General features: G+C 60.1%; 22 protein-coding genes. 14 read left to right on the top strand and 8 right to left on the bottom strand.

Annotation, left to right across the window (positions count from 1 at the left end; genetic code table 11):
- Positions 1-1,272: a glutamate-5-semialdehyde dehydrogenase gene (locus CKW15_RS15510; RefSeq protein WP_095057260.1), complete on the bottom strand. Its 1,272-nt coding sequence runs from the start codon at positions 1,270-1,272 to the stop codon at positions 1-3.
- Between the two features lie 190 nt (positions 1,273-1,462).
- Here CKW15_RS15510 and CKW15_RS15505 point away from each other — a divergent pair, with 190 nt between their 5' ends.
- The gene (locus tag CKW15_RS15505) at positions 1,463-2,158 is read left to right on the top strand and encodes a DNA-3-methyladenine glycosylase (RefSeq protein ID WP_095057261.1); all 696 of its coding nucleotides are present in this window, start codon (positions 1,463-1,465) and stop codon (positions 2,156-2,158) included.
- Between the two features lie 112 nt (positions 2,159-2,270).
- Positions 2,271-3,587, top strand: coding sequence for a bifunctional DedA family/phosphatase PAP2 family protein (locus CKW15_RS15500; protein WP_095057262.1), 1,317 nt, complete (start codon positions 2,271-2,273; stop codon positions 3,585-3,587).
- 74 nt (positions 3,588-3,661) lie between these two features.
- On the opposite strand, the gene CKW15_RS15495 is transcribed toward CKW15_RS15500, so the two are convergent.
- From CKW15_RS15495 to CKW15_RS15485, 3 genes are read right to left on the bottom strand one after another with little or no spacing between them, the layout of a single operon-like run.
- Positions 3,662-4,252 carry an LON peptidase substrate-binding domain-containing protein gene (locus CKW15_RS15495; RefSeq protein ID WP_095057263.1) on the bottom strand — a complete coding sequence of 197 codons (591 nt, stop codon included), beginning with the start codon at positions 4,250-4,252 and terminating at the stop codon, positions 3,662-3,664.
- 11 nt (positions 4,253-4,263) lie between these two features.
- On the bottom strand, positions 4,264-4,980 hold the full coding sequence (locus CKW15_RS15490) for an LrgB family protein (protein ID WP_095057264.1): 717 nt from the start codon (positions 4,978-4,980) through the stop codon (positions 4,264-4,266).
- Complete coding sequence (locus tag CKW15_RS15485) at positions 4,977-5,339, bottom strand: CidA/LrgA family protein (RefSeq protein ID WP_095057265.1); 363 nt, start codon at positions 5,337-5,339, stop codon at positions 4,977-4,979. Before CKW15_RS15485 ends, CKW15_RS15490 begins: the two co-directional genes overlap by 4 nt.
- Before the next feature lie 194 nt (positions 5,340-5,533).
- Between CKW15_RS15485 and CKW15_RS15480 the strand changes: the two genes are divergently transcribed.
- The 3 genes from CKW15_RS15480 (at position 5,534) to CKW15_RS15470 (ending at position 8,491) form a co-directional block, all read left to right on the top strand.
- Positions 5,534-5,989 (top strand): MaoC family dehydratase, encoded by a 456-nt coding sequence (locus tag CKW15_RS15480; protein ID WP_095057266.1) that lies wholly within the window; start codon positions 5,534-5,536, stop codon positions 5,987-5,989.
- A 114-nt stretch (positions 5,990-6,103) separates the two neighbouring features.
- Positions 6,104-7,822, top strand: coding sequence for a C13 family peptidase (locus CKW15_RS15475; protein ID WP_095057267.1), 1,719 nt, complete (start codon positions 6,104-6,106; stop codon positions 7,820-7,822).
- Positions 7,823-7,849: 27 nt separating this feature from the next.
- Complete coding sequence (locus tag CKW15_RS15470) at positions 7,850-8,491, top strand: oxidoreductase (RefSeq protein ID WP_095057268.1); 642 nt, start codon at positions 7,850-7,852, stop codon at positions 8,489-8,491.
- 143 nt (positions 8,492-8,634) lie between these two features.
- Here CKW15_RS15470 and CKW15_RS15465 read toward each other — a convergent pair whose 3' ends face one another.
- The 4 genes from CKW15_RS15465 to CKW15_RS15450 all read right to left on the bottom strand — a co-directional run bounded on the left by CKW15_RS15465 (position 8,635) and on the right by CKW15_RS15450 (position 12,968).
- Positions 8,635-8,919: a YceK/YidQ family lipoprotein gene (locus CKW15_RS15465; RefSeq protein ID WP_095057269.1), complete on the bottom strand. Its 285-nt coding sequence runs from the start codon at positions 8,917-8,919 to the stop codon at positions 8,635-8,637.
- Entirely contained in the window at positions 8,912-9,544 is a 633-nt protein-coding gene (gene ubiX / locus CKW15_RS15460; RefSeq protein ID WP_095057270.1) for a flavin prenyltransferase UbiX, read from the bottom strand. Before ubiX ends, CKW15_RS15465 begins: the two co-directional genes overlap by 8 nt.
- The gene (gene mpl, locus CKW15_RS15455; RefSeq protein WP_095057271.1) at positions 9,541-10,890 is read right to left on the bottom strand and encodes a UDP-N-acetylmuramate:L-alanyl-gamma-D-glutamyl-meso-diaminopimelate ligase; all 1,350 of its coding nucleotides are present in this window, start codon (positions 10,888-10,890) and stop codon (positions 9,541-9,543) included. The genes ubiX and mpl overlap by 4 nt, the downstream gene beginning before the upstream one ends.
- A gap of 164 nt (positions 10,891-11,054) precedes the next feature.
- A complete protein-coding gene (locus CKW15_RS15450; RefSeq protein ID WP_095152361.1) occupies positions 11,055-12,968 on the bottom strand; it encodes a sigma-54-dependent Fis family transcriptional regulator in 1,914 nt (637 codons plus the stop codon).
- 460 nt (positions 12,969-13,428) lie between these two features.
- Here CKW15_RS15450 and CKW15_RS15440 point away from each other — a divergent pair, with 460 nt between their 5' ends.
- The 9 genes from CKW15_RS15440 to CKW15_RS15400 all read left to right on the top strand — a co-directional run bounded on the left by CKW15_RS15440 (position 13,429) and on the right by CKW15_RS15400 (position 22,942).
- The gene (locus tag CKW15_RS15440) at positions 13,429-14,949 is read left to right on the top strand and encodes an aldehyde dehydrogenase family protein (protein WP_095152360.1); all 1,521 of its coding nucleotides are present in this window, start codon (positions 13,429-13,431) and stop codon (positions 14,947-14,949) included.
- A gap of 212 nt (positions 14,950-15,161) precedes the next feature.
- Entirely contained in the window at positions 15,162-16,535 is a 1,374-nt protein-coding gene (eat, locus tag CKW15_RS15435; protein WP_095057274.1) for an ethanolamine permease, read from the top strand.
- A gap of 184 nt (positions 16,536-16,719) precedes the next feature.
- The gene (locus CKW15_RS15430; RefSeq protein ID WP_095057275.1) at positions 16,720-18,114 is read left to right on the top strand and encodes an ethanolamine ammonia-lyase subunit EutB; all 1,395 of its coding nucleotides are present in this window, start codon (positions 16,720-16,722) and stop codon (positions 18,112-18,114) included.
- 8 nt (positions 18,115-18,122) lie between these two features.
- A complete protein-coding gene (gene eutC, locus CKW15_RS15425; protein ID WP_095057331.1) occupies positions 18,123-18,947 on the top strand; it encodes an ethanolamine ammonia-lyase subunit EutC in 825 nt (274 codons plus the stop codon).
- 113 nt (positions 18,948-19,060) lie between these two features.
- Positions 19,061-19,516 (top strand): N-acetyltransferase, encoded by a 456-nt coding sequence (locus CKW15_RS15420; RefSeq protein ID WP_095057276.1) that lies wholly within the window; start codon positions 19,061-19,063, stop codon positions 19,514-19,516.
- Positions 19,517-19,850: 334 nt separating this feature from the next.
- The gene (locus CKW15_RS15415; RefSeq protein WP_095057277.1) at positions 19,851-20,507 is read left to right on the top strand and encodes a DedA family protein; all 657 of its coding nucleotides are present in this window, start codon (positions 19,851-19,853) and stop codon (positions 20,505-20,507) included.
- 6 nt (positions 20,508-20,513) lie between these two features.
- Positions 20,514-21,326 carry a zinc-dependent peptidase gene (locus CKW15_RS15410; protein WP_095057278.1) on the top strand — a complete coding sequence of 271 codons (813 nt, stop codon included), beginning with the start codon at positions 20,514-20,516 and terminating at the stop codon, positions 21,324-21,326.
- Between the two features lie 113 nt (positions 21,327-21,439).
- On the top strand, positions 21,440-21,967 hold the full coding sequence (gene ppa / locus CKW15_RS15405) for an inorganic diphosphatase (RefSeq protein ID WP_008052339.1): 528 nt from the start codon (positions 21,440-21,442) through the stop codon (positions 21,965-21,967).
- A gap of 228 nt (positions 21,968-22,195) precedes the next feature.
- Positions 22,196-22,942 (top strand): helix-turn-helix transcriptional regulator, encoded by a 747-nt coding sequence (locus tag CKW15_RS15400; RefSeq protein ID WP_095057279.1) that lies wholly within the window; start codon positions 22,196-22,198, stop codon positions 22,940-22,942.
- Positions 22,943-23,394 lie beyond the last annotated feature (452 nt).

Raw genomic sequence — 23,394 nt, 5'->3', positions numbered from 1 at the left:
TCAGACCGGCTCCTGTCCGCGCAACTGTCCGTCGCCGACCACGATGTACTTCTCGCAGGTCAATCCTTCGAGACCCACCGGGCCGCGGGCGTGCAGCTTATCAGTAGAAATGCCGATCTCGGCACCCAATCCGTATTCAAAGCCATCGGCGAAGCAGGTCGGGGTGTTGATCATCACCGACGACGAGTCGACTTCAGCCACGAAACGCCGGGTGTCGCCCTGGTGTTCGCTGACAATCGAATCGGTGTGGTGCGAGCCGTAATGGTTGATGTGCTCGATGGCCTGATCCAGCCCTTCGACCACGCGGATCGACAAAATCGCCGCCAGGTACTCGGTGTTCCAGTCATCTTCACTGGCCGGTACGGCTTCGATGATCGCCCGAGTGCGCTCACAGCCGCGCAGTTCGACGCCTTTTTCGCGGAACTGGGCCGCCATCGCCGGCAGAAAATCCTTGGCAACCGTTTGATCGACCAGCAGCGTTTCCATGGCACCGCAGATGCCATAACGGTAAGTCTTGGCGTTGAACGCAATGCGCTGGGCTTTCGCCAGGTCGGCGTGCTCGCTCACATAAACGTGGCAGATACCGTCCAGATGCTTGATCACAGGTACGCGGGCATCGCGGCTGACACGCTCGATCAAGCCACGACCACCGCGAGGCACGATGACGTCGACGTATTCAGGCATGGTGATCAGCGCGCCAACGGCGGCACGATCCGTGGTTTCGACCACTTGCACCACGGCAGCTGGCAAATCCGCTTCGGCCAGACCACGCTGAATGCACGCGGCGATGGCACGATTGGAGTGAATCGCCTCGGAACCGCCGCGCAGGATGGTCGCATTGCCGGATTTCAGACACAGGCTGGCGGCATCGATGGTCACGTTCGGCCGGGATTCGTAGATGATCCCGATCACGCCCAGCGGAACACGCATTTTGCCGACCTGGATGCCCGACGGACGGAAGCTCATGTCACGAATCGCCCCGACCGGGTCCGGCAGTGCCGCGACCTGGCGCAGGCCGACGATCATGCCGTCGATCCGCGCAGGGGTCAGCGCCAAGCGTTCCAGCAAGGCTGGCTCCAGACCATTGGCGCGACCAGCCGCCAGATCCTGCTCATTGGCAGCGGTCAGCTCGGCGCGAGCAGCGTCCAGCGCGTTGGCGGCAGCCTGCAGGGCGCGGTTTTTTTGCGCGGTGCTGGCACGGCCGATCACGCGGGAGGCTTCGCGGGCAGCGCGACCCAAGCGGGTCATGTAGTCAAGAACGGACTCAGTCATGGTCTGGGCGAGGTCTTTGCTAAGGTCGTGGTAAAGAGTAAAGCGGCAGATTATAGCTGTCGCGCCTTCCGACTAACAGCGGTGACGGGCGGATGGTCGAAATGGAGCGCGATTTGTCGACGTTCAGCCGGGATTAAGCCGCAAATTGTTATCATCACGACTCATTCAGCCCTGATAAACGCCGAATATCATGTCCAACCTGACTGTAAGTGTGTCCGCCGCGAGCTTGCCCACGGGCCTTCCGGACGCATTTTTCGACCGCGATGCCCAGGTTCTCGCCCGGGATCTGCTGGGAAAGGTCATCCGCCACCGAATCGGCGACCTGTGGCTCAGCGCTCGTATCATCGAGACTGAAGCGTACTACTGCGCCGAAAAAGGCAGCCATGCGTCACTCGGCTATACAGAAAAGCGTAAGGCTTTGTTTCTGGATGGCGGCCACATCTATATGTATTACGCCCGGGGCGGCGATTCCCTGAACTTCAGCGCCCAAGGTCCGGGCAATGCGGTTTTGATCAAATCCGCCTATCCGTGGGTCGATGAGCTGAGCGGACCGGCCAGCCTGGCGCAGATGCTGTTGAACAATCCCGACGCCCAAGGCCATCCTCGCCCGTCACAAAAGCTCTGCGCCGGGCAAACCTTGTTGTGCAAATCGCTGGGTTTGAAGGTGCCGATGTGGGATGCCAAGCGTTTTGACCATGAGGTGCTGCTGGTGGAAGACGTCGGCCCTGCGCCGGCACAAATCATCCAGACCACACGATTGGGCATCCCCCATGGGCGCGATGAACACCTGATGTACCGCTTCGTCGATGCGGCTTATGCGCCGTATTGCACGCGAAACCCGTTGCGACGGGGGCAAGTCGAAGGACGCGATTACATCCTGCTGTGAATAAAATCCCGTAGGAGCTGCCGCGGGCTGCGATCTTTTGATTTTTGAAAGGCAAAAGATCGCAGCCTGCGGCAACTCGTACAGAGCAACCAATGAAAATGGAGTTGGATTTATGGGCCCATGGCTCGATAGCGTGACCGGATGGTTGGCGGCCAACCCGCAATGGCTGGCAGCAGCGGTATTCCTGGTGGCCTTTGTGGAATGCCTGGCGATTGCCGGACTGATCGTTCCCGGCACGGTGTTGCTGTTCGCCGTGGCAGTACTGGCAGGCAGTGGCGCGCTGACGCTCAGCGAGACGCTTTTGCTGGGTTTCGTCGCCGGGGTGCTGGGTGACGTCATTTCTTATTTTCTGGGGCGGCACTTCCACCAGAACATCCGGCGCCTGCCGGGCTTGCGCCATCATCCGGAATGGATCGCCGGGGCCGAGTCTTATTTCCAGCGCTACGGTATCGCCAGCCTGCTGGTCGGGCGTTTTATCGGCCCCCTGCGGCCCATGCTGCCAATGGTGGCCGGGATGTGCGACATGCCTTTCCCGCGCTTCTTCGCGGTCAGCCTGTTGGCCGGCGCGGGTTGGTCGGTGGCTTATCTGATGCCGGGCTGGGCCACGGGCGCGGCAATCCGCTTGCCGTTGCCTGAAGGCTTCTGGCTCCAGGCCGGGGTTGTTGCCGGCAGCATTGCGGTGATGGTCGGTTTGAGCGCGACCAGCAGCCTGCGCCGGCATCGCCGCGCAACGCTGTTCATTGCCGGAATGAGCCTGCTGATTCTGGCAGGGCTGTTTATCGGTTATTCGCACCTGTCCGCACTCGATCAAGGCGTGATGACACTGGTGCAGGAACATCGCAAACCGATGCTGGATGAAGTGGCGGTGGTCTTCACGCTGATCGGCGAATTCCGCAACATGCTGCTGTTCAGTGTACTGCTGACTGGTTTGCTGCTTCTCATGCGCCAATGGCGGCACGCGATTTTCGCCGGCAGCACGCTGCTCTTCACGGCACTGGCGAATACCGGAACCAAGCACTTTTTCGCCCGCGTGCGCCCGGAAGTATTGAGCGATCCGCTCACCAGCTACAGCATGCCCAGCGGCCATGCGTCAGGGTCTTTCGCGCTCTTCCTCACCCTCGCCGTCCTGGCGGGACGCGGACAACCGCCTCGCATGCGCCTGACCTGGTTACTGGTGAGCTGCCTGCCGGCGCTGCTGATTTCGCTTTCGCGGGTCTACCTCGGTGCGCATTGGCCGACGGATGTATTGGCTGGCGCAATGCTGGCGGCCTGTGTCTGCGCCGCGAGCCTGTGGCTGATTCAGCGCGATACATCGCTCAGCGCCCTGCCCCCCAAGGTCTGGTGGCTGGTGCTGCCAGCCTTGGTGGCATTGTTCGGATTCTTCGTGCTGAGGCATTTGCCGCATACGATGTTGCGGTACGCGTACTGACAACAGCAAAAGATCGCAGCCTGCGGCGGCTCCTGCATCAGGAGCTGCCGCAGGCTGCGATCTTTTTGCTTCAGTCAGGCAAACAGTTCGCCCTGCAACTCATCCAGCAGCGCTTGAATCGCATCCAGTCGCTGCTGCGGATCATCGAGTTGCAACAGATCGATCTTGTCCAGTTCAGCGAACGGCAACAGGTACGCCAGTTGATTGGCCAGTGATTGCTGGCCGGTCGCATCGGTGCCCATGTTCAAGGCCTCGACCATCGGGTGCTCGGCGAGAGCCTTGAGCAAGGCCACCAAATCGGCGTCTTCGTCCTGCAACGGCTGTTCCGGCTCATCCTCCAGCCACTCGACTTCGGCGACGGTCAACTGATCCCGTTGAACCTCGGTGCGCAACACATGGAACCGTCGCCCACCCTGAACCCGAATGCCCAACAGCCCATTGTCCTGTTGCTTGAAATCGGTGATCAGCGCTTCGCACCCGACCAGGGCGTAGCCCTGCGGGGCAATGCCCACTTCTTCGCCATCGAGGATGCACACCACACCGAAGCCGCCGCCCTGCTTCATGCAGCGGCCGATCATGTCCAGATAGCGCGCCTCGAAAATCTGCAAATCGAGGATGCAGCCAGGAAACAGCACCGTGTTCAGCGGGAAAAGCGGCAGACTCATAGACATTTCCTTCACACCACCATCGACACCGCCAACGGCAGAAACACCGCCGTGGCCACACCCATCAGACTCATCGCCAGCGCCGCGAAGGCGCCGCATTCTTCACTTTCCTGCATCGCCACCGCTGTGCCGACCGCATGGGCGGTCATGCCCAACGCCATGCCCCGCGCTTCGGGACTGAGCACGCCGAGCAGGGTCAACAGACTCGGACCGAAGATGGCCCCGATCACGCCGGTGATCAATACAAACACCGCCGCCAGCGCCGCGACGCCACCGATTTGCTCGGCCACCAGCATGGCAATCGGCGAGGTCACCGACTTCGGCGCCATGGTCATCAGGATCATGTGTTCAGCGCCGAACCACCAGCCCAGCAACACGCCCATCCCCGTGGCCACCACGCCACCTATCACCAGCGTAGTAAAAATCGGCCAGAACAACTGTCGAATCCGTCGCAGGTTCAGATAAAGCGGCACCGCCAGGGCCACCGTCGCCGGGCCGAGCAGGATGCTGAGAATCTCGGTGCTCTTGCGGTACTCGGCGTAGGTCAGGCCGCAGCCCACCAACACACCGATCACCAGCAACATGGAGACCAGCACCGGCTGCAAAAAGATCCACCGGGTTTTCTCGAATGCCGCCAGCACCAGTTGATAGGCGCCGAGAGTGATGCCGATCCCGAACAGGGGATGATGAATGACCGCCGTCCAGGCGCCGTGCCAGTCGAAGATCATTGGCCATCCTCGGGATGAGCATGGCGCTTGACCATGCGCTGCATCAGCACGCCGGCAAAGGCCATCGACAACAACAACGACAGCACCAGTGCGCCGACGATGGCCCAGAAGTCGGCCGCGATATCGGCGGCGTACACCATCACGCCCACAGCCGGCGGTACCAGCAGCAACGGCAGGTAACGCAACAGACTGCCGGCCGCGAGGTTCAGCGGCTCACCGACCTGGCCACGGCAAATCAGATACACCAGCAACAGCAGAAGCCCCACGATCGGCCCCGGCAGCACCGGTAAAAACAAATGATTGATTGCGGTGCCCAGCAATTGAAACAGCACCAGCCATGTCAGGCCCCGTAACAACATTATTGATCTCCTGAAAAAACCGTCACCCGCATTGGCCCGGGCATTATAAGCACGCCTGCGCTATGGGCCGGCATTCGCCAAAAGCATGGTCAGTTGACCAGAGCGATTAGCCATGATGATCTAAAGTGGTATTTCGGGAGTTCAAATCCCCCCACCTGAAAATTATAAAACCGATGAACCCAAGGAGAGTCTCAATGCCCTATGTTCCAGTTGCAGAGCTCAAAGATTATATCGGCAAGGAACTCGGACGTTCCGAATGGCTCACCATCGATCAGGACCGCATCAACCTGTTCGCCGAAGCCACTGGGGATTTTCAGTTCATCCACGTTGATCCGGTCAAGGCCGCGCAAACGCCATTTGGCAGCACCATCGCCCACGGTTTCCTTTCGCTGTCGCTGATCCCGAAACTGATGGAAGACATCCTCGTCATGCCTGAAGGCCTGAAGATGGTCGTCAACTATGGACTGGACAGCGTGCGCTTCATTCAACCGGTCAAGGTCGATTCGCGGGTGCGCCTGAAGGTCGAACTGACCGAAGTCAACGAGAAGAAACCCGGCCAATGGTTGCTCAAAGCCACCGCCACCCTGGAAATCGAAGGCTCGGACAAACCGGCCTATGTCGCCGAGCCGTTGTCGCTCTGCTTCGTGTAAGCCTTCCCGGATGCGAAGCAGCTCACGCTGTTTCGCACCGTCTCGCTGCGCCTCACTCTATATAAGGACACATGGCTACGGCATACTCGGTCGCCTAATTGCCCGGAACCCGCTATGCGCCCACTTGCACTCCTTGCCTTGACCCTGCTGCTCACCGCTTGCGGCGACGGCGAATCGCCATTGCCTCCTGACGCCCGCCTGCCGGACGGCGGACGCTATCGCGGCGATCTGGTCAATGGAATGCTGCAAGGCCAGGGCCGTATCGACTACCCGAACGGCAGCTGGTACGCCGGCGAGTTCGACAAGGGTCAGTGGCATGGCCAGGGCGAATGGCACGGCAGTAACGGCGAGGTCTATCGCGGCCAATTCAATCAGGGATTGTTCGAAGGCCAAGGCACCCTGACCACCAGCGCCAGCAGTTACAACGGCGGCTTCAAGGCCGGCCGACGCTCGGGCGAAGGCACCCTCAAAGAAAACGGCATGAGCTACCGCGGCGAATTCAAGGCCGACCAGTATTCGGGACTGGGTCGCCTCGAGCTCGAAGACGGCAGCTCCTATCAAGGCCAGTTCGCCCACGGCAAACCCAACGGCGAAGGCCAGCGCGGCGACGCCAGCGGCAATCAGTTCACCGGGCACTTCGTCGACGGTCAACTGGAAGGCAACGGGACATTCAACAGTGCCGATGGCGACATCTACATCGGCGGCTTCAAGAACAATCAACTGCACGGCAAAGGTCGTTACGAAAACGCGGACGGCGATGTCTGGCTGGGCCAGTTCAAGGAAGGCTCGCTCCATGGCAAAGGCGAGTTGATCGGCTCCGATGGCAGTCATTACATCGGCCACTTCAACGACTGGCGCTTCAGCGGCCAGGGTCGGTTGAACCTGGCGGACGGCAGTTTCTACACCGGACAATTCGACAACGACAGTTATCAGGGCCACGGCACATTGGTGCTGACGGACGGGACGGTACTGAGCGGCACGTGGGTCAACGGCCAGCGCGTACGCGACTCCACAGGGAAATTGCTGCCCGATACGCTGGAGCTCGGCCTGCTGGCACAGGGGCGCTTGCTCGAAGAAGCGCTGGCCAACGTGCCCGCCTCAACCCCGACGGTCGAACTCTACTCACTGACCCTCGGCGGTGATGGCAAGCAGAGCGTATTCCTGCGCGAGTCCGACTATGTGGCCAACATGCTGGCCAGTCGTTTTGGCGCTTTCGGCCAGATCCGCCTGGTCAACCACCGCGACCACCTCGGCGACCGCCCGATGGCCACCCGGGAAAACCTGCGCCGCGCCGCCCTGACCCTGGCCGAGCGCAGTGGGCCGGAAGATTTGATCTTCATCTATCTGACCAGCCACGGCACCAGCGAACACGAACTGGTACTCGACCAGCCACGCATGGAACTGGCCGACCTGCAGGCCGACGAAATGGCCGCCGTCCTCGCCCCGCTGAAAAACCGCGACAAGGTCATCGTGATTTCGTCCTGCTACTCCGGCGGTTTCATCCCCGCCCTCAAGGATGAGCGCACCCTGATCATGACGGCCTCCCGGGCGGACCGGGTGTCCTTCGGCTGTTCGGAGGAAGCCAATTTCACCTACTTCGGCGACGCGTTGTTCGCCCAGGCATTGAACCAGACCGATGACCTCGAACAGGCCTTCAAACGGGCCAAGGCCATCGTTGCCGAGCGTGAATTGGCGGACGGCTTCGAAGCCTCTGAGCCACAGATCTGGGCGCCGAAAACGGTCCTCTCGCACTGGCAGCTGTTACGCAAGCAACAGGCACGAAAAGCATTACAAAGTGTCTTGATCAACGGCAAGGCTACAAACAGCAACTAAGCTGAACAGTATCAAGGGAGAAACACTATGTACTTGACGCCTCAGCACGTATTGCTTGCCGGTGCCACCGGGTTGACCGGTGAGCACCTGCTTGATCGCCTGCTTAACGAACCCACGATTGCCCGGGTATTGGCGCCTTCACGCCGGCCTTTGGCCAAGCATCCCCATCTTGAAAACCCGGTCGGCGACCCGACGGTGTTTCTGCCGCAGCTGAACGGCCGTGTCGACATCGCCTATTGCTGTCTGGGCACCACCATCAAACAGGCGGGCTCGGAAGAGGCGTTCCGTGCGGTGGACCTGGACATGGTCGTGGCCTTTGCCAAACGCGCACGGGAGATGGGTGCACGGCACCTGATCGTGATCAGTGCTCTGGGCGCCGATCGCAGATCCTCGATTTTCTACAACAAGGTCAAAGGCGAGATGGAGCACGCACTGCGCGCGCAGGACTGGCCGCAGCTGACCATTTGCCGTCCTTCGCTGTTGCTGGGTGAACGCACCGAGCCACGCCTGGGCGAAAAACTCGCCGGACCTTTGTCGCGGCTGATTCCCGGCAAATACCACGGCATCGAAGCCTGCCAACTGGCCCGCGCAATGTGGCGCCTGGCGCTGGAAGAGCAGGATGGCGTGCGGGTGGTCGAATCGGATGAGTTGCGTAAGTTAGGCAAGTAAACCACGGATCTGTGGCGAGGGGGCTTGCCCCCGTTGGGCTGCAAAGCGGCCCTCTTCGCGTATTCCGGAGTGCTGCGTCGCGCGGGATTACGACTGCTGCGCAGCCGAACGGGGGCAAGCCCCCTCGCCACAAAGCGCTCCCCCTACAACCCACCCGTGGCCTGATAGCTGACACCGAGCACCGTCAACAACGACAGTGGCAACAACAGCGTATCGAGCAATGCGCTGGCCGGCAGGTCAACGCCGGGATAACCCGGTGCTTCGGCACCGAACCGGTCCATGGCGCAGCAACCACCGTTCATGGCGTACAAATCCAGGCGAGTCCCTGAGTACACCACCGGCGCGCCCGGCTTGGCCGCATCCAGCGTTCGTACCGTGGCGCATCCGGCCAGTTGTAACGCCAGCACCATCACCAACAGCTTATTCATCGCTGGTCAGATGATGCTCACCCCAACGCGGCAGCATGTCCTGGGGAATATTCAGCAGATTGAGAATCCGTGCGACGACGAAGTCGATCAAGTCGTCGATGGTTTGCGGCTGATGATAGAAGCCCGGCGACGCCGGCAGGATCGTCACGCCCATGTTCGACAACTTGAGCATGTGCTCAAGGTGAATGCTCGAATACGGCGCTTCACGCGGGACCAGAATCAACTGGCGGCGCTCCTTGAGCGTCACGTCGGCGGCCCGCTCGATCAGGTTGTTGCAAGCGCCAGTAGCGATGGCGGACAAGGTGCCGGTGGAGCAAGGCACCACAACCATCGCCGCCGGAGCGCCGGAGCCCGAAGCCACCGGCGACATCCAGTCCTCTTTGCCATACACACGAATCTGCCCGGCGGCAGCGCCGGTGTACTCGGTGAGGAAGGCCTGCATCATCTGCGGTTTGGCCGGCAGCGTGACGTCGGTTTCGGTGGCCATCACCAGTTGCGCCGCCTTGGAGATCAGGAAGTGCACTTCGCGGTCTTCCCGCACCAGGCAGTCGAGCAGACGCAAACCATATTGAGCGCCGGATGCGCCGGTCATCGCCAGCGTGATGCGGTCCGGGCCGTTGTTCATTTCAGCGCCTCGGCGAGCTTGCCGTGCAAGCCGCCGAAGCCGCCGTTGCTCATGATCACCACGTGGGTGCCCGGCTGAGCCTGGCTCTTCACGCGTTCGATGATGCCTTCCAGCGAATCGCTGACAATCGACGGCACGGTGCACAGCGCCGCAGTGCCCGCCAGGTCCCAACCGAGGTTGGCCGGCGCATACCAGATCACCTGATCGGCATCGACCACGCTTTCCGGCAAGCCGTCACGGTGCGCGCCGAGCTTCATGGAGTTGGAGCGCGGCTCGATGATCGCGATCAATGGTGCGTCGCCGATACGCTTGCGCAGACCGTCAAGGGTAGTGGCGATGGCCGTCGGATGGTGAGCGAAGTCGTCGTAAATGGTGATGCCACGGACTTCCGCGACCTTTTCCATCCGGCGCTTCACGCTTTTGAAAGCGCTCAACGCGGCGATGCCCATGGACGGCACCACGCCGACGTGGCGTGCGGCAGCCAGGGTCGCCAGTGCGTTGGCCACGTTGTGCTGGCCGGTCATGTCCCACTCGACCACACCCTGGGCGACGCCTTCGAACATCACTTCGAACTTCGAGCCATCTTCGCTGAGCAACTTGACCTGCCACTGACCGCCGACGCCGGTGGTCTGCACCGGAGTCCAGCAACCCATTTCGATGACACGCTGCAACGCGGGTTCGGTGGTCGGATGAATCACCAGGCCTTCGCTCGGGATGGTCCGCACCAGGTGATGGAACTGCCGCTCGATCGCCGGCAGATCAGGGAAGATGTCAGCATGATCGAACTCAAGATTGTTCAGGATGGCCGTGCGCGGACGGTAGTGAACGAACTTGGAACGCTTGTCGAAGAACGCACTGTCGTACTCGTCGGCTTCGATGACGAAGAACGGCGTATCGCCCAGACGCGCCGACACCGAGAAGTTCTGCGGCACGCCGCCGATCAGGAAGCCGGGACTCATGCCCGCGTGCTCCAGCACCCAGGCGAGCATGCTGCTGGTGGTGGTCTTGCCGTGTGTACCGGCAACGGCGAGCACCCAGCGACCTTGCAGCACATGATCGGCCAGCCATTGCGGGCCGGAAACATAAGGCAGGCCTTTGTTCAGCACGTATTCCACAGCCGGGTTGCCCCGGGACATGGCGTTGCCGATCACCACCAGATCGGGCGCCGGATCGAGTTGCGCCGGGTCGTAACCCTGGGTCAGCTCGATCCCCTGAGCCTCCAGCTGAGTGCTCATCGGTGGATAGACGTTGGCGTCGGAGCCCGTCACATGATGGCCCAGCTCTTTGGCCAGAACCGCCATCGAGCCCATGAAAGTCCCGCAGATACCCAGAATATGAATGTGCATAGTCGACCTCGTAAAACATGGCCGCAGGTTAGCGTAGGGAGGGGAAATTCGCACTCTTGTTTCGATTGTGCTCAGTGCAAAACCTGTAGGAGCCGGCTTGCTGACGAAGCAATCGCAAGATCGCCCTTCGCCAGCAAGCCGGCTCCTACAGGTCATCGTGCCAATTAGCGGGCGATACCGTGTTTGCGCAGCTTGCGATAAAGGGTATTGCGACTAACCCCCAACTGCTCCGCCGTATGCGTCATGTGCCACCGCGTATGCTCCAGTGCATTCAACAGCGCCAGCCGTTCGGCATCCTCCAGCGGATGCTCGGACGGCTCGTCGATAGCCTGCACCACCGCCGGCCGCGCCGAACGAATCATCGCCGGCAAATCCTCCAGCCCGATCCGCCCACCCTCACACAACGCGGCCAACGTACGCAGCACATTACGCAATTGCCGCACGTTGCCCGGCCAGGCGAATCCCAGCAGGGCCTCACGCGCCGGCTCATCAATCAGCACGGTTTCCCCACCCGCTTCCTCGGCCAGCAAAAAGTCCAGTAACTGGGATTTATCCGTTCGCTCACGCAGTGCCGGCAGTGCGATTTCCAAGCCATTGAGGCGGTAATACAAGTCCTCACGGAAACCACCGTCCTGCACCCGTTCCAGCAAATCACGGTGAGTGGCGCTGATGATCCGCACGTTCACCGATTCCGGCTCCCCGCCAATCGGCACCACCTGACGATCTTCCAACACCCTCAACAACCGTGTCTGCAGGGCCAGGGGCATGTCACCGATTTCGTCGAGGAACAAAGTTCCGCCATCGGCCTGCTGCAACTTGCCGCGCATGCCTTCCTTGCGGGCACCGGTGAAGCTGCCGCCGCGATAGCCGAACAACTCACTTTCGATCAGGCTTTCGGGGATGGCCGCGCAGTTGAGCGCGACGAAGGCGTTATCCGCCCGTTGACTCGCCCGGTGTACGGCTTTGGCGAAAGCCTCCTTGCCGGACCCTGTTTCACCGTTGACCAACAAAGGCACGTCCCGCTCGTAGACCCGCAGGGCCTTGCGGAAACTTTCCTGCAACGCCGCATCGCCCAGGCAGATATCGGCCAGCGGCGCACGCGGCACGGCCACCGAACGCTGCACAATGGGCGCCGAAGTACCGCGAGCCTGACCGCGCAATGCCGCAAACAGCCTGCGCCCGTCACGGGTGCGCAACGGCCAACTGGCGTTGGCATCGATGCTCGCGCGCCCCAGCAGCTCATCGAGCGTACAGTCGAAAAAGGCCTCCACGGGTTTGCCCAGCAAGCCGCCGCGAATGTGTCCCAGCAGGTTCAGCGCGCTCTGGTTGACCGCACAGATCCGCCCTTCTCCGTCGAACGCCAGCAACCCTTCGCTGAACAAACCGACGGACTCGGCCTGCAAATGAAAACGCAGCAACCATTGATTGTCGAAGCAGCGCAGGAAGTAGCAGCTCTCGATCATCTTCGCCGACAGATTGACCAGCGCCATGGTGTGAAACTGACTTTGCCGCGAGACATCGCGCCGCGCCGACGACACGTCGAGCACCGCCAGCAGTTCGCCATGGGGATCGAACACCGGGCTCGCCGAGCAGGTCAGGCCGGTGTGGCGTCCACGGAAGTGTTCGTCTTGATGAATGGTCAGCGACTGGCGCTCCACCAGGCAGGTGCCGATGCCGTTGGTGCCTTCGCAGGATTCACTCCAGTCGGCACCGAGCCAGAGCCCGGCGCGTTCGAAGATCTTGCGTTCGGCCGGGGCCGTCACACAGTTGAGGATGACACCGCGGGCATCGGTCAACAGCACCGCATGGCCGGCACCGGAGAGCTGTTGATGCAGGCTGGTCATTTCATTGCCGGCGATGTGCAGCACTTGCTGCAAGCGTTCGCGGCTTTCGAGGACGCAGCCATGTTCCAGCACCGTGGGCGCCATGGTCAGGGCCGGGTCGAGGTGATAATCCTCGAGGCAGCGCAGCCAGGAGCGGGCGATGGACGGATCGCTGCCGGGACCGTGCAAATGGGCTTTGCCCTGGGTCACGGTCAGCACTTGCCGGGCATGGCGACTCAAATGGTTGTCGTGCATTTCTTATTATTCTCCACGAGAGCAACTGCAAACATTTTCCTTGTGGCGAGGGGGATTGCCCCCGTTCGGCTGCGCAGCAGTCGTAAATCCGTTGTACGCGGTGAACCCGGGAAATTGAGGTACTTTTTTCTGGGGCCGCTTCGCAACCCAACGAGGGCAATCCCCCTCGCCACAAAAAAGACTATTCACGTCACGCGGCACCTGCGGCCGAGCATCCTCCTGCCCGGCCCGCATTGCAATGCCTGCAAGACCTGGTGATCACAAGCTGTGCCACAAGCGGTACAAAGTGTCACCCGGACTGTACCGAAAGCGTCACAGGCACCACCCGCCCGTCCGACAAAAAACTCGCAAGGCCTTGATTTGCCTGCCCTGCACGGCACTGGCCCGCCCCTTGCTCTACGCTTATAACAAGCGCACATGCGCGCCTCCCTAATAAGCACAAAAGCCAGGAGAAACCACCATGCGTTACGCTCACCCCGGTACTGAAGGCGCTATCGTTTCGTTCAAGAGCAAATACGGTAACTACATCGGCGGCGAGTTCGTCGCGCCTGTCAAAGGTCAGTACTTCACCAACACCTCGCCAGTGAATGGCCAACCGATTGCCGAATTCCCCCGTTCCACGGCCGAAGACATCGACAAAGCCCTGGACGCCGCCCACGCCGCTGCCGATGCCTGGGGCGCCACGTCCGCCCAGGCGCGCTCGCTGGTGCTGCTGAAAATCGCCGACCGCATCGAACAGAACCTCGAACTGCTGGCAATCACCGAATCCTGGGACAACGGCAAAGCCGTTCGCGAAACCCTCAACGCCGACATCCCGCTGGCCGCCGACCATTTCCGCTATTTCGCCGGCTGCATCCGTGCCCAGGAAGGCAGTGCTGCGGAAATCGACGGCAACACCGTGGCCTATCACATCCATGAACCACTGGGCGTGGTCGGGCAAATCATCCCGTGGAACTTCCCGATCCTGATGGCTGCGTGGAAACTTGCCCCAGCCCTCGCCGCGGGTAACTGCGTGGTGCTCAAGCCTGCCGAGCAAACTCCGCTGGGCATCACCGTGCTGATCGAACTGATCGGCGACCTGCTGCCACCCGGCGTACTGAACATCGTGCAAGGCTTCGGCAAAGAAGCCGGCGAAGCCCTGGCGACCAGCAAACGCATCGCCAAGATTGCCTTCACCGGCTCGACCCCGGTCGGCTCGCACATCATGAAATGCGCCGCCGAAAACATCATTCCGTCCACCGTGGAGCTGGGTGGCAAATCGCCGAACATCTTCTTCGAAGACATCATGAAAGCCGAACCGAGCTTCATCGAGAAAGCTGCTGAAGGGCTGGTGCTGGCGTTCTTCAACCAGGGCGAAGTCTGCACCTGTCCGTCCCGTGCACTGGTGCAAGAATCGATCTACGACGAATTCATGCAAGTGGTGATGAAGAAGGTCCAGCAAATCAAGCGTGGCGACCCGCTGGACACCGACACCATGGTCGGCGCCCAGGCGTCCGAGCAGCAATTCGACAAGATCCTTTCGTACCTGGAAATCGCCAAGGGCGAAGGTGCCGAGCTGTTGACCGGCGGCAAGGTGGAAAAACTCGAGGGCAATCTGGCAAGCGGGTATTACATCCAGCCGACGCTGCTCAAGGGCACCAACAAAATGCGTGTGTTCCAGGAAGAAATCTTTGGCCCGGTGGTGAGCATCACCACGTTCAAGGACGAAGCCGAAGCCCTGGCCATCGCCAACGACACCGAGTTCGGCCTGGGTGCCGGTCTCTGGACCCGCGACATCAACCGCGCCTACCGCATGGGCCGCGCCATCAAGGCCGGTCGCGTGTGGACCAACTGCTACCACCTGTACCCGGCGCACGCCGCGTTCGGTGGCTACAAAAAATCCGGCGTCGGCCGTGAAACCCACAAGATGATGCTCGACCACTATCAGCAGACCAAAAACCTGCTGGTGAGCTACGACATCAACCCGCTGGGCTTCTTCTAACCCCTCCTGAAATGAGGTGAGTCCATCGCTGGCAAGCCAGCTCCTACAGACCGCGTAAACCTGTAGGAGCCGGCTTGCCGGCGATGGCGTCCTAAATGACACAACACCAAAGGCTGGCCGCTCTGGCACGGGCCTTGCGTACCCGTCATTCAGGATTTTCACCATCCCGTCGTCCCCGAAAGTCCAAAAGATCGAAAAAAAAGAGAGGACTTATGACTACTTCTTCCACACAGCTCAAACCCACACTCGGCACCTTGCATCTCTGGGGCATTGCCGTCGGCCTGGTGATTTCCGGCGAATACTTCGGCTGGAGTTACGGCTGGGGCACCGCAGGCACATTAGGCTTTCTCGTCACTGCATTAATGGTGGCGACGATGTACACCTGTTTCATCTTCAGCTTCACCGAGCTGACTACCGCGATTCCCCACGCTGGCGGGCCGTTTGCCTACAGCCGGCGGGCTTTTGGCGAGAAAGGTGGATTGATCGCCGGCATCGCCACGTTGATCGAGTTTGTCTTTGCGCCACCGGCCATCGCCATGGCCATCGGCGCCTACCTTAATGTGCAATATCCGGAACTGGACCCGAAGCTCGCCGCAGTGGGCGCCTACTTCATATTCATGACCCTCAACATTCTCGGCGTCAGCATCGCGGCCACCTTTGAATTGGTGGTCACCGTACTGGCCGTCGCCGAGCTGCTGGTGTTCATGGGCGTGGTCGCGCCGGGCTTCAGCTTCAGTAATTTCGTGCTCAATGGCTGGTCAGGTGCCAACGAATTCACGATGGGCTCGATTCCCGGCATGTTCGCCGCCATTCCCTTCGCGATCTGGTTCTTTCTCGCCATTGAAGGCGCAGCCATGGCGGCCGAAGAAGCCAAGGATCCGAAACGCACGATTCCCAGGGCCTACGTCAGCGGCATTTTGACCCTGGTGTTCCTGGCGATCGGTGTAATGATCATGGCGGGCGGCGTCGGTGACTGGCGTCAGCTTTCCAACATCAACGACCCACTGCCCCAGGCCATGAAAGCGGTGGTCGGCAACGATTCGACCTGGATGCACATGCTGGTGTGGATTGGTCTGTTCGGGCTGGTGGCGAGTTTTCACGGCATCATTCTCGGGTATTCGCGGCAGTTCTTTGCCCTGGCTCGCGCCGGTTACCTGCCCCGCGGGCTGGCCAAACTCTCGCGTTTCCAGACCCCGCACCGGGCGATCCTGGCCGGCGGCGTCATCGGTATCGCGGCGATTTACAGCGATGGACTGGTCAACCTGCAAGGCATGACCCTGACGGCGGCAATGATCACCATGTCGGTATTCGGCGCCATCGTGATGTACATAATCAGTATGCTGAGCCTGTTCAAGCTGCGTAAAACCGAACCGAATCTGGAACGCACCTTCCGTGCACCGGGTTATCCGATCGTGCCGGGTATTGCGCTGTTCCTGGCGGTGGTGTGCCTGGTGGCGATGGCGTGGTTCAACACCTTGATCGGTTTGGTCTTCCTCGGATTCATGGTGGCCGGTTACCTGTATTTCCAGCTGACCGCCAGGCAGCGTTCCGAGGCACCGGCAGACGCTATGCTCGAAGGTATCTGATGCACCCGCGTCGGGCCCGCTGCCCGGCGCCTGCATTATTGAAGTGCACGCGGTCCCCTGTAGGAATGAGCTTGCTCGCGATGGAGGTGTGGCACATTTAGCGGGTGCAAGACGGCAATCGCGAGCAGGCCCGCTCCCACAGAAAAGCAGACCGCGTTTAAATTGATCCGGAGGACACCGCCCCATGGCGACATATGCCCATTCCGTCGGCGCCCAGACCTACCGATTCGACAGCCTCAAGGATGTAATGGCCAAGGCCAGCCCGGCACGTTCCGGCGATTTTCTGGCCGGCATCGCGGCGCTCAATGATGGCGAACGAGTCGCCGCGCAGATGACGCTGGCGGACATCCCGCTGAGCCACTTCCTGCAGGACGCGCTGATTCCCTATGAAACCGATGAAGTCACCCGACTCATCATCGACACCCATGACCAACAGGCCTTCGCGGTCGTCAGTCATCTCACTGTCGGGGACTTCCGCGACTGGCTGCTCAGCGACGCCGCCGACGAACAGAGCCTGCGCGCACTCGCCCCCGGCCTGACCCCGGAAATGGCTGCCGCCGTGTCGAAGATCATGCGTGTACAGGACCTGGTCCTGGTGGCGCAAAAAATCCGCGTGGTCACCCACTTTCGCGGCACCCTCGGCCTTCGCGGCCGCCTGTCCACTCGCCTGCAACCCAACCACCCGACCGACGAACCCGCCGGTATCGCTGCTAGCATTCTCGACGGTCTGTTGCACGGTAACGGCGATGCAATGATCGGCATCAACCCGGCCACCGACAGCATCGCCTCAATCTGCGCCATGCTGGAGATGCTCGACGCGATCATCCAGCGCTACGAAATTCCGACTCAGGCCTGCGTGCTGACCCATGTCACCACGTCGATTGAAGCCGTAAATCGTGGCGTGCCACTGGACCTGGTGTTCCAGTCGATCGCCGGGACCGAGGCCGCCAACGCCAGTTTCGGCATCAACCTGAACGTGCTCAAGGAAGGTTACGACGCCGGGTTGAGCCTCAATCGCGGCACACTCGGGCAGAACCTGATGTATTTCGAAACCGGCCAGGGCAGCGCCCTGTCGGCCAACGCCCATCACGGGGTCGATCAGCAGACCTGCGAAGCCCGGGCCTATGCGGTGGCGCGGCATTTCAATCCGTTTCTGGTGAACACCGTCGTAGGCTTCATCGGTCCGGAATACCTCTATAACGGCAAACAGATCATCCGCGCCGGTCTCGAGGACCATTTCTGCGGCAAGCTGTTGGGCGTGCCAATGGGCTGCGACATCTGCTACACCAACCACGCCGAGGCCGACCAGGATGACATGGACACCCTGCTGACCCTGCTGGGTGTCGCCGGGATCAACTTCATCATGGGCATCCCAGGCTCCGACGACATCATGCTCAACTACCAGACCACTTCGTTCCACGATGCGCTCTACGCCCGCCAGACGCTGGGGCTCAAGCCTGCGCCGGAGTTCGAGCAGTGGCTGGCGAAAACAGGCATTTTCACCCAGCCGGACGGCAGGGTTCTGTTCGGTAATAATCTGCCACCGGCCTTCCGCCAGGCCCTGGCGCAATTGGGATGAACGTCGACATGGATAAACTACCCTTCGATCCGCACAATCCATGGCTGGAACTGCGCCGGCTGACGCCCGCCCGGATTGCCCTGGGTCGCACCGGCACCAGCATCCCCACCCGCGCTCAACTGGATTTTCAATACGCTCACGCCCAGGCGAGGGACGCGGTGCACTTGCCGTTTGATCATGCGGCGCTCAGCGCGCAACTGGCCGATCGTGGCCGCGAGAGCCTGCTGCTGCAGAGTGCGGCACCTGATCGCAACACTTATCTGCAACGCCCCGATTTGGGGCGAAAACTCAGTGATGCGTCGGCGCAGACCTTGCGTGAATACGCTACGGCCCATCCTGGCGGTGTGGATCTTGTGATCGTGATCGCCGATGGTCTGTCGGCATTGGCCGTCCATCGCCATAGCCTGCCGTTTCTGGCACGTCTCGAGGAGCAGACGTCAGCCGAGGGCTGGTCTGTCGCCCCGGTTATCCTGGTAGAACAGGGCCGCGTGGCCGTCGCCGACGAAATCGGCGAACTGTTGGGCGCGAAAATGACCGTGATACTGATCGGAGAGCGCCCCGGGCTCAGTTCGCCGGACAGCCTTGGCCTGTATTTCACTTACAACCCGAAGGTCGGCCTGACGGATGCGTGGCGCAACTGCATTTCCAATATCCGGCTCGAAGGCCTGAGTTACGGCATGGCGGCACACCGTTTGCTGTACTTGATGCGGGAAGCCTGCCGACGGCAGTTGTCGGGGGTTAACCTGAAGGACGAAGCACAGGTTCACACGCTGGAGTCGGACACAGGCACCGACATGAAAAGCAATTTCCTACTGAATCCTCCGAAGATGTGAACCGTTTCTGCATTGCGTTTACATTCCGGTTTGAGGCAGGATCGATTCACGGCCGCCAGAGTTTCCCGTCGCCGTCAAAGACGTAAGACAGCCACTTGCAGACGAGACTTATCATGCGGATTATCCAAGCGACCCTCGAACACCTGGACCTGTTGACCCCCTTGTTCGTCCGATATCGCGAGTTTTATGGTTCCCTGCCCTATCCGGACTCGTCTCGGGCATTCCTCGAAAAACGCCTGCGCCGCAAGGAGTCAGTGATTTACCTGGCCTTGTCCGATGACAACAAACTGATGGGTTTCTGTCAGTTGTACCCAAGCTTCTCCTCGCTATCGCTTAAACGCGTATGGATCCTCAACGATATCTACGTTGCAGAAGATGCCCGCCGCCAGTTGGTGGCCGACAACCTGATCCGCACCGCGAAGAAAATGGCCAAGGAAACCAATGCCGTACGCATGCGTGTTTCCACCAGCAGCGACAATGAAGTTGCACAGAAAACCTATGAGTCCATCGGATTCAAGGAAGATACCGAGTTCAAGAACTATATCTTGCCGATCAGCGACGAACTGTAAGTTCGTGCCAGCGGGGCGGGTCTCTGCGCAAAAGAGGCCCGCCCTGTTCGGCTGCCATACAGCCGACAATCCAGCCAATGGAATTTTCCCCTGGCAGCCAACTCCAGATCTTTAGTACGTCGCTTGCAGGTGTTTATCGGGAGTTATTAATTGTCACCAGACTTCCGGTCTCCCTATCGACATGCCCCGCTACAATCTCGACGCGCTTTTCACCGTTCGGCCCGTATAATGCCGACCTTTTCCGGCTTGTAAGAAAAACTACACCCGTCTGTAGGCTTTCGCGAAGTCATCCGCACAGGCCATAGCCTCGGCCCGCTTACCACAGGTGCTTTCCATGGATTTCAACCCGATCGATCTCATCCTGCATCTCGACGTGTACCTCGACATGCTCGTGACCAACTACGGGACATGGATCTACGCCATTCTGTTTATGGTGATCTTCTGTGAAACCGGCCTGGTGGTGATGCCCTTCCTGCCTGGCGATTCCTTGCTGTTTATCGCTGGCGCCGTGGCGGCCGGTGGCGGCATGGACCCGGTGCTGCTGGGCGGCCTGCTGATGCTTGCAGCGATTCTGGGTGACAGCACCAATTATGTGATCGGACGAACGGCCGGCGAAAAACTGTTCAGCAACCCGAACTCGAAAATATTCCGCCGCGACTACCTGCAACAAACCCACGACTTCTACGACAAGCACGGGGGCAAGACCGTGACGTTGGCGCGTTTCCTCCCGATCATCCGTACCTTCGCACCATTCGTCGCCGGTGTGGCAAAAATGCCGTACCCACGTTTCTTCGCCTTCAGCATCTTTGGCACCATCCTGTGGGTCGGTGGCCTGGTCACCCTCGGTTACTTCTTCGGCAACGTGCCGTTCATCAAGTCGAACCTTTCGCTGCTGGTGGTTGGCATCATCCTGCTGTCGCTGGTGCCGATGATCATTGGCATTGTGCGCAGCCGCTTCGGCAACGCCGCATCCAAAGCCCACCCGCGCTGATTTTCGATGTGGTCCCTGAGCGCCTGGCGTCGCCAGCGCATCCTGGCCAGGCACCCGATTGCCAATGACGTATGGCAGCGGGTGCGTCAGCACCTGAGGTTTCTCGACGGCATCAGCGCCGCCGAAGACCAATGGTTACGCGAAGCATGCGTGCTGTTTCTGGAAGACAAACACTTGACCGCCCTGCCCGGCGTGGAACTGCATCAGGAACAGCGCCTGCTGCTCGCCGCCCAGGCGCAATGGCCTCTGCTGAACCTTGGCGACTTGAACTGGTATCAGGGTTTCCACGAAATCATCCTGTACCCGGACGACTTCCTCAGCCCCCAGCGCCACCGCGACGCCAGCGGCGTCGAGCACGAATGGGACGGCGAGCACAGCGGTGAAGCCTGGCAGCAGGGCCCGGTGATCCTGGCATGGCCCGGCGTAATGGCCAGCGGTGGTTGGGAAGGTTACAACCTGGTGATCCACGAACTGGCGCACAAACTCGACATGCTCAACGGCGACGCCAATGGTCTGCCACCGCTGCACGCCGACATGCGTGTCAGTGACTGGGCCGAAATCATGCAGGCGGCCTACGATGACCTCGACCGCCAACTGGATCGCAATCCGGACGCCGAGACCGCCATCGATCCTTACGCCGCGGAAAATCCGGCCGAGTTCTTTGCCGTGACCAGCGAATACTTCTTCAGTGCCCCGGACTTGCTGCATGAGGCTTATCCACAGGTCTATGAGCAGTTGAAGCTTTTCTACCGCCAGGACCCGCTCGGTAGATTGAAGCAACTTCAGTCGCATGATCCGGTCTATCAGGCACACGACTAAGGTCTACACGACCTCTGGTACGTGGCGTCGCCGTAGGAATATGCCTATAATCGCCGCCACTTTTTGGTCAATCCGGCCAAGTGTTTTTGGTCAACTAACGGGGGCAACGCCCAATGAGCTACAGCAAGATTCCGGCTGGCAAAGACCTGCCGAACGACATCTACGTCGCGATCGAGATCCCGGCCAACCACGCGCCGATCAAGTACGAAATCGACAAAGACAGCGATTGCCTGTTCGTTGACCGTTTCATGGCCACCCCAATGTTCTACCCGGCCAACTACGGTTACATCCCGAACACCCTGGCTGACGACGGTGACCCCCTCGACGTGCTGGTCGTAACCCCTTACCCGGTTGCTCCAGGTTCGGTGATCCGCGCCCGTCCGGTCGGCATCCTGAACATGACCGACGACGGCGGCGGCGATGCCAAAGTTATCGCTGTTCCACACGACAAGCTGTCCCAGCTGTACGTCGACGTGAAGGAATACACCGACCTGCCACCCCTGCTGATCCAGCAGATCGAGCACTTCTTCGCGAACTACAAAGATCTCGAAAAAGGCAAATGGGTGAAAATCGAAGGCTGGGCCGGCGCAGATGCCGCCCGCGACGCGATCACCAAGTCGGTTGCAGCCTACAAAGGCTAAGAGCAGCTGACGCTATTAGCGTCCAGCGGCAAGAAAAACCCCGGGTGATCCGGGGTTTTTTGTGGGTGCTGGAAAAGCACTTTAAACACTTCGTGTAACGACAAATCGAGAAGGTTTGTTTTTGTTTAAATTTCCTCAAAGACGTCTTACATCCGGTCGTAAATTTCCCTCGAATTTTGAACGAGTCGTTTATTCAAACCCCCACCCGCCGCCAGTAGACTCGTGTTTATGAAAAAGAACACTAGCGGCCCTCGCTTTAAAGCGCTGCTCAAGGCAGCGAACATCACCACCACGGGATTTGCCGAATTCCTGGATACCGCACCGCAACGAGTCCATAACTGGTACTTTCGCGGCGTGCCTGCCCACTACATGGAAGAAGTCGCCAGAAAACTGTCCGTCAACAGCGAATGGCTGAGAACCGGTGAAGGCCCGAAAGACGCCAAACACCTGCGCCTGCTCGACGAGTCAGGTAACACCTTCGACGCCCAGGCCATCCGCGGCGTCTACACGGTGCTCGAACCCGTCGATGTCGAACTGCGCTTCTTCAAGGAAGTGGTAACGGCGCCTGGCTCCGGCAAAACCCACGTTGTCGAAGATAGCGAAAACCTGATTCGCCTGCCCCGCAGCCATCTCGACTCGCTGGAAATCAATCACGCCGACGCCATCTGTGCCCTCATGAGCGGCAACAGCATGGCCGAGAGAATCGAAGACGGTTCAACCCTGGCGATCGACCGCGGGCTGACCAAGATCATCGATGGTGAAATCTACGCCATCGAACATGACGGCATGCTGCGCATCAAATACCTGCACCGACTGCCGGGTAATTCGCTGCGCTTACGCAGCCACAACCGTGACGAATACCCGGATGAAATCTTCAGGGCGGCACAAATCGAAGAACAAAACATCAGAGTATTGGGATGGGTGTTCTGGTGGTCCACCTTGAACAAACGCCGGCCACCGGTACCGTTTCTCTAAGCCGACAGAACACAGCCCTCGGCCATCAGCCCAAATGGCCGAACGGCTCTGAATGGCACTTCCTGCTGGGAATTTTCGCCAAACTTGCGTATGCTCCGCCCCACATTTGCGCATCGACCCGCCTCGCGGTTCAGATCGCCCCGGCCCGGCAGATGATTTTCTCGCCAGGTCCCACAGCCGGACGCAAGATCCGGGTGTACGTTTTGAAGGCTGGCGCGGTTTACCAAAAATGATCCAAGCCAGTCCCCGAGAAGCCGGCCACAAGCCGGCTTTTTAATTGTCCGAAATAAACCTATTCCATCCAAGAATCCTGCCGATAGCCTAGCTATCACGGGCATTTCAGGTGTTCCCCTGTCCGATGGTGTTCAACGCCATTTGACCTCATCCGACGATGAAGTGGGGGGACAAGTGGGGGGACAAAAAGGACGACAGGGAAAATTAAATGGGTAAGC

Origin of the sequence: Pseudomonas sp. Irchel s3b5, from assembly GCF_900187435.1 — a bacterium.
Lineage (GTDB): Bacteria > Pseudomonadota > Gammaproteobacteria > Pseudomonadales > Pseudomonadaceae > Aquipseudomonas.
Note: the sequence above shows the minus strand (reverse complement) of the source record. Positions and strands in the feature narration are given on the sequence as shown.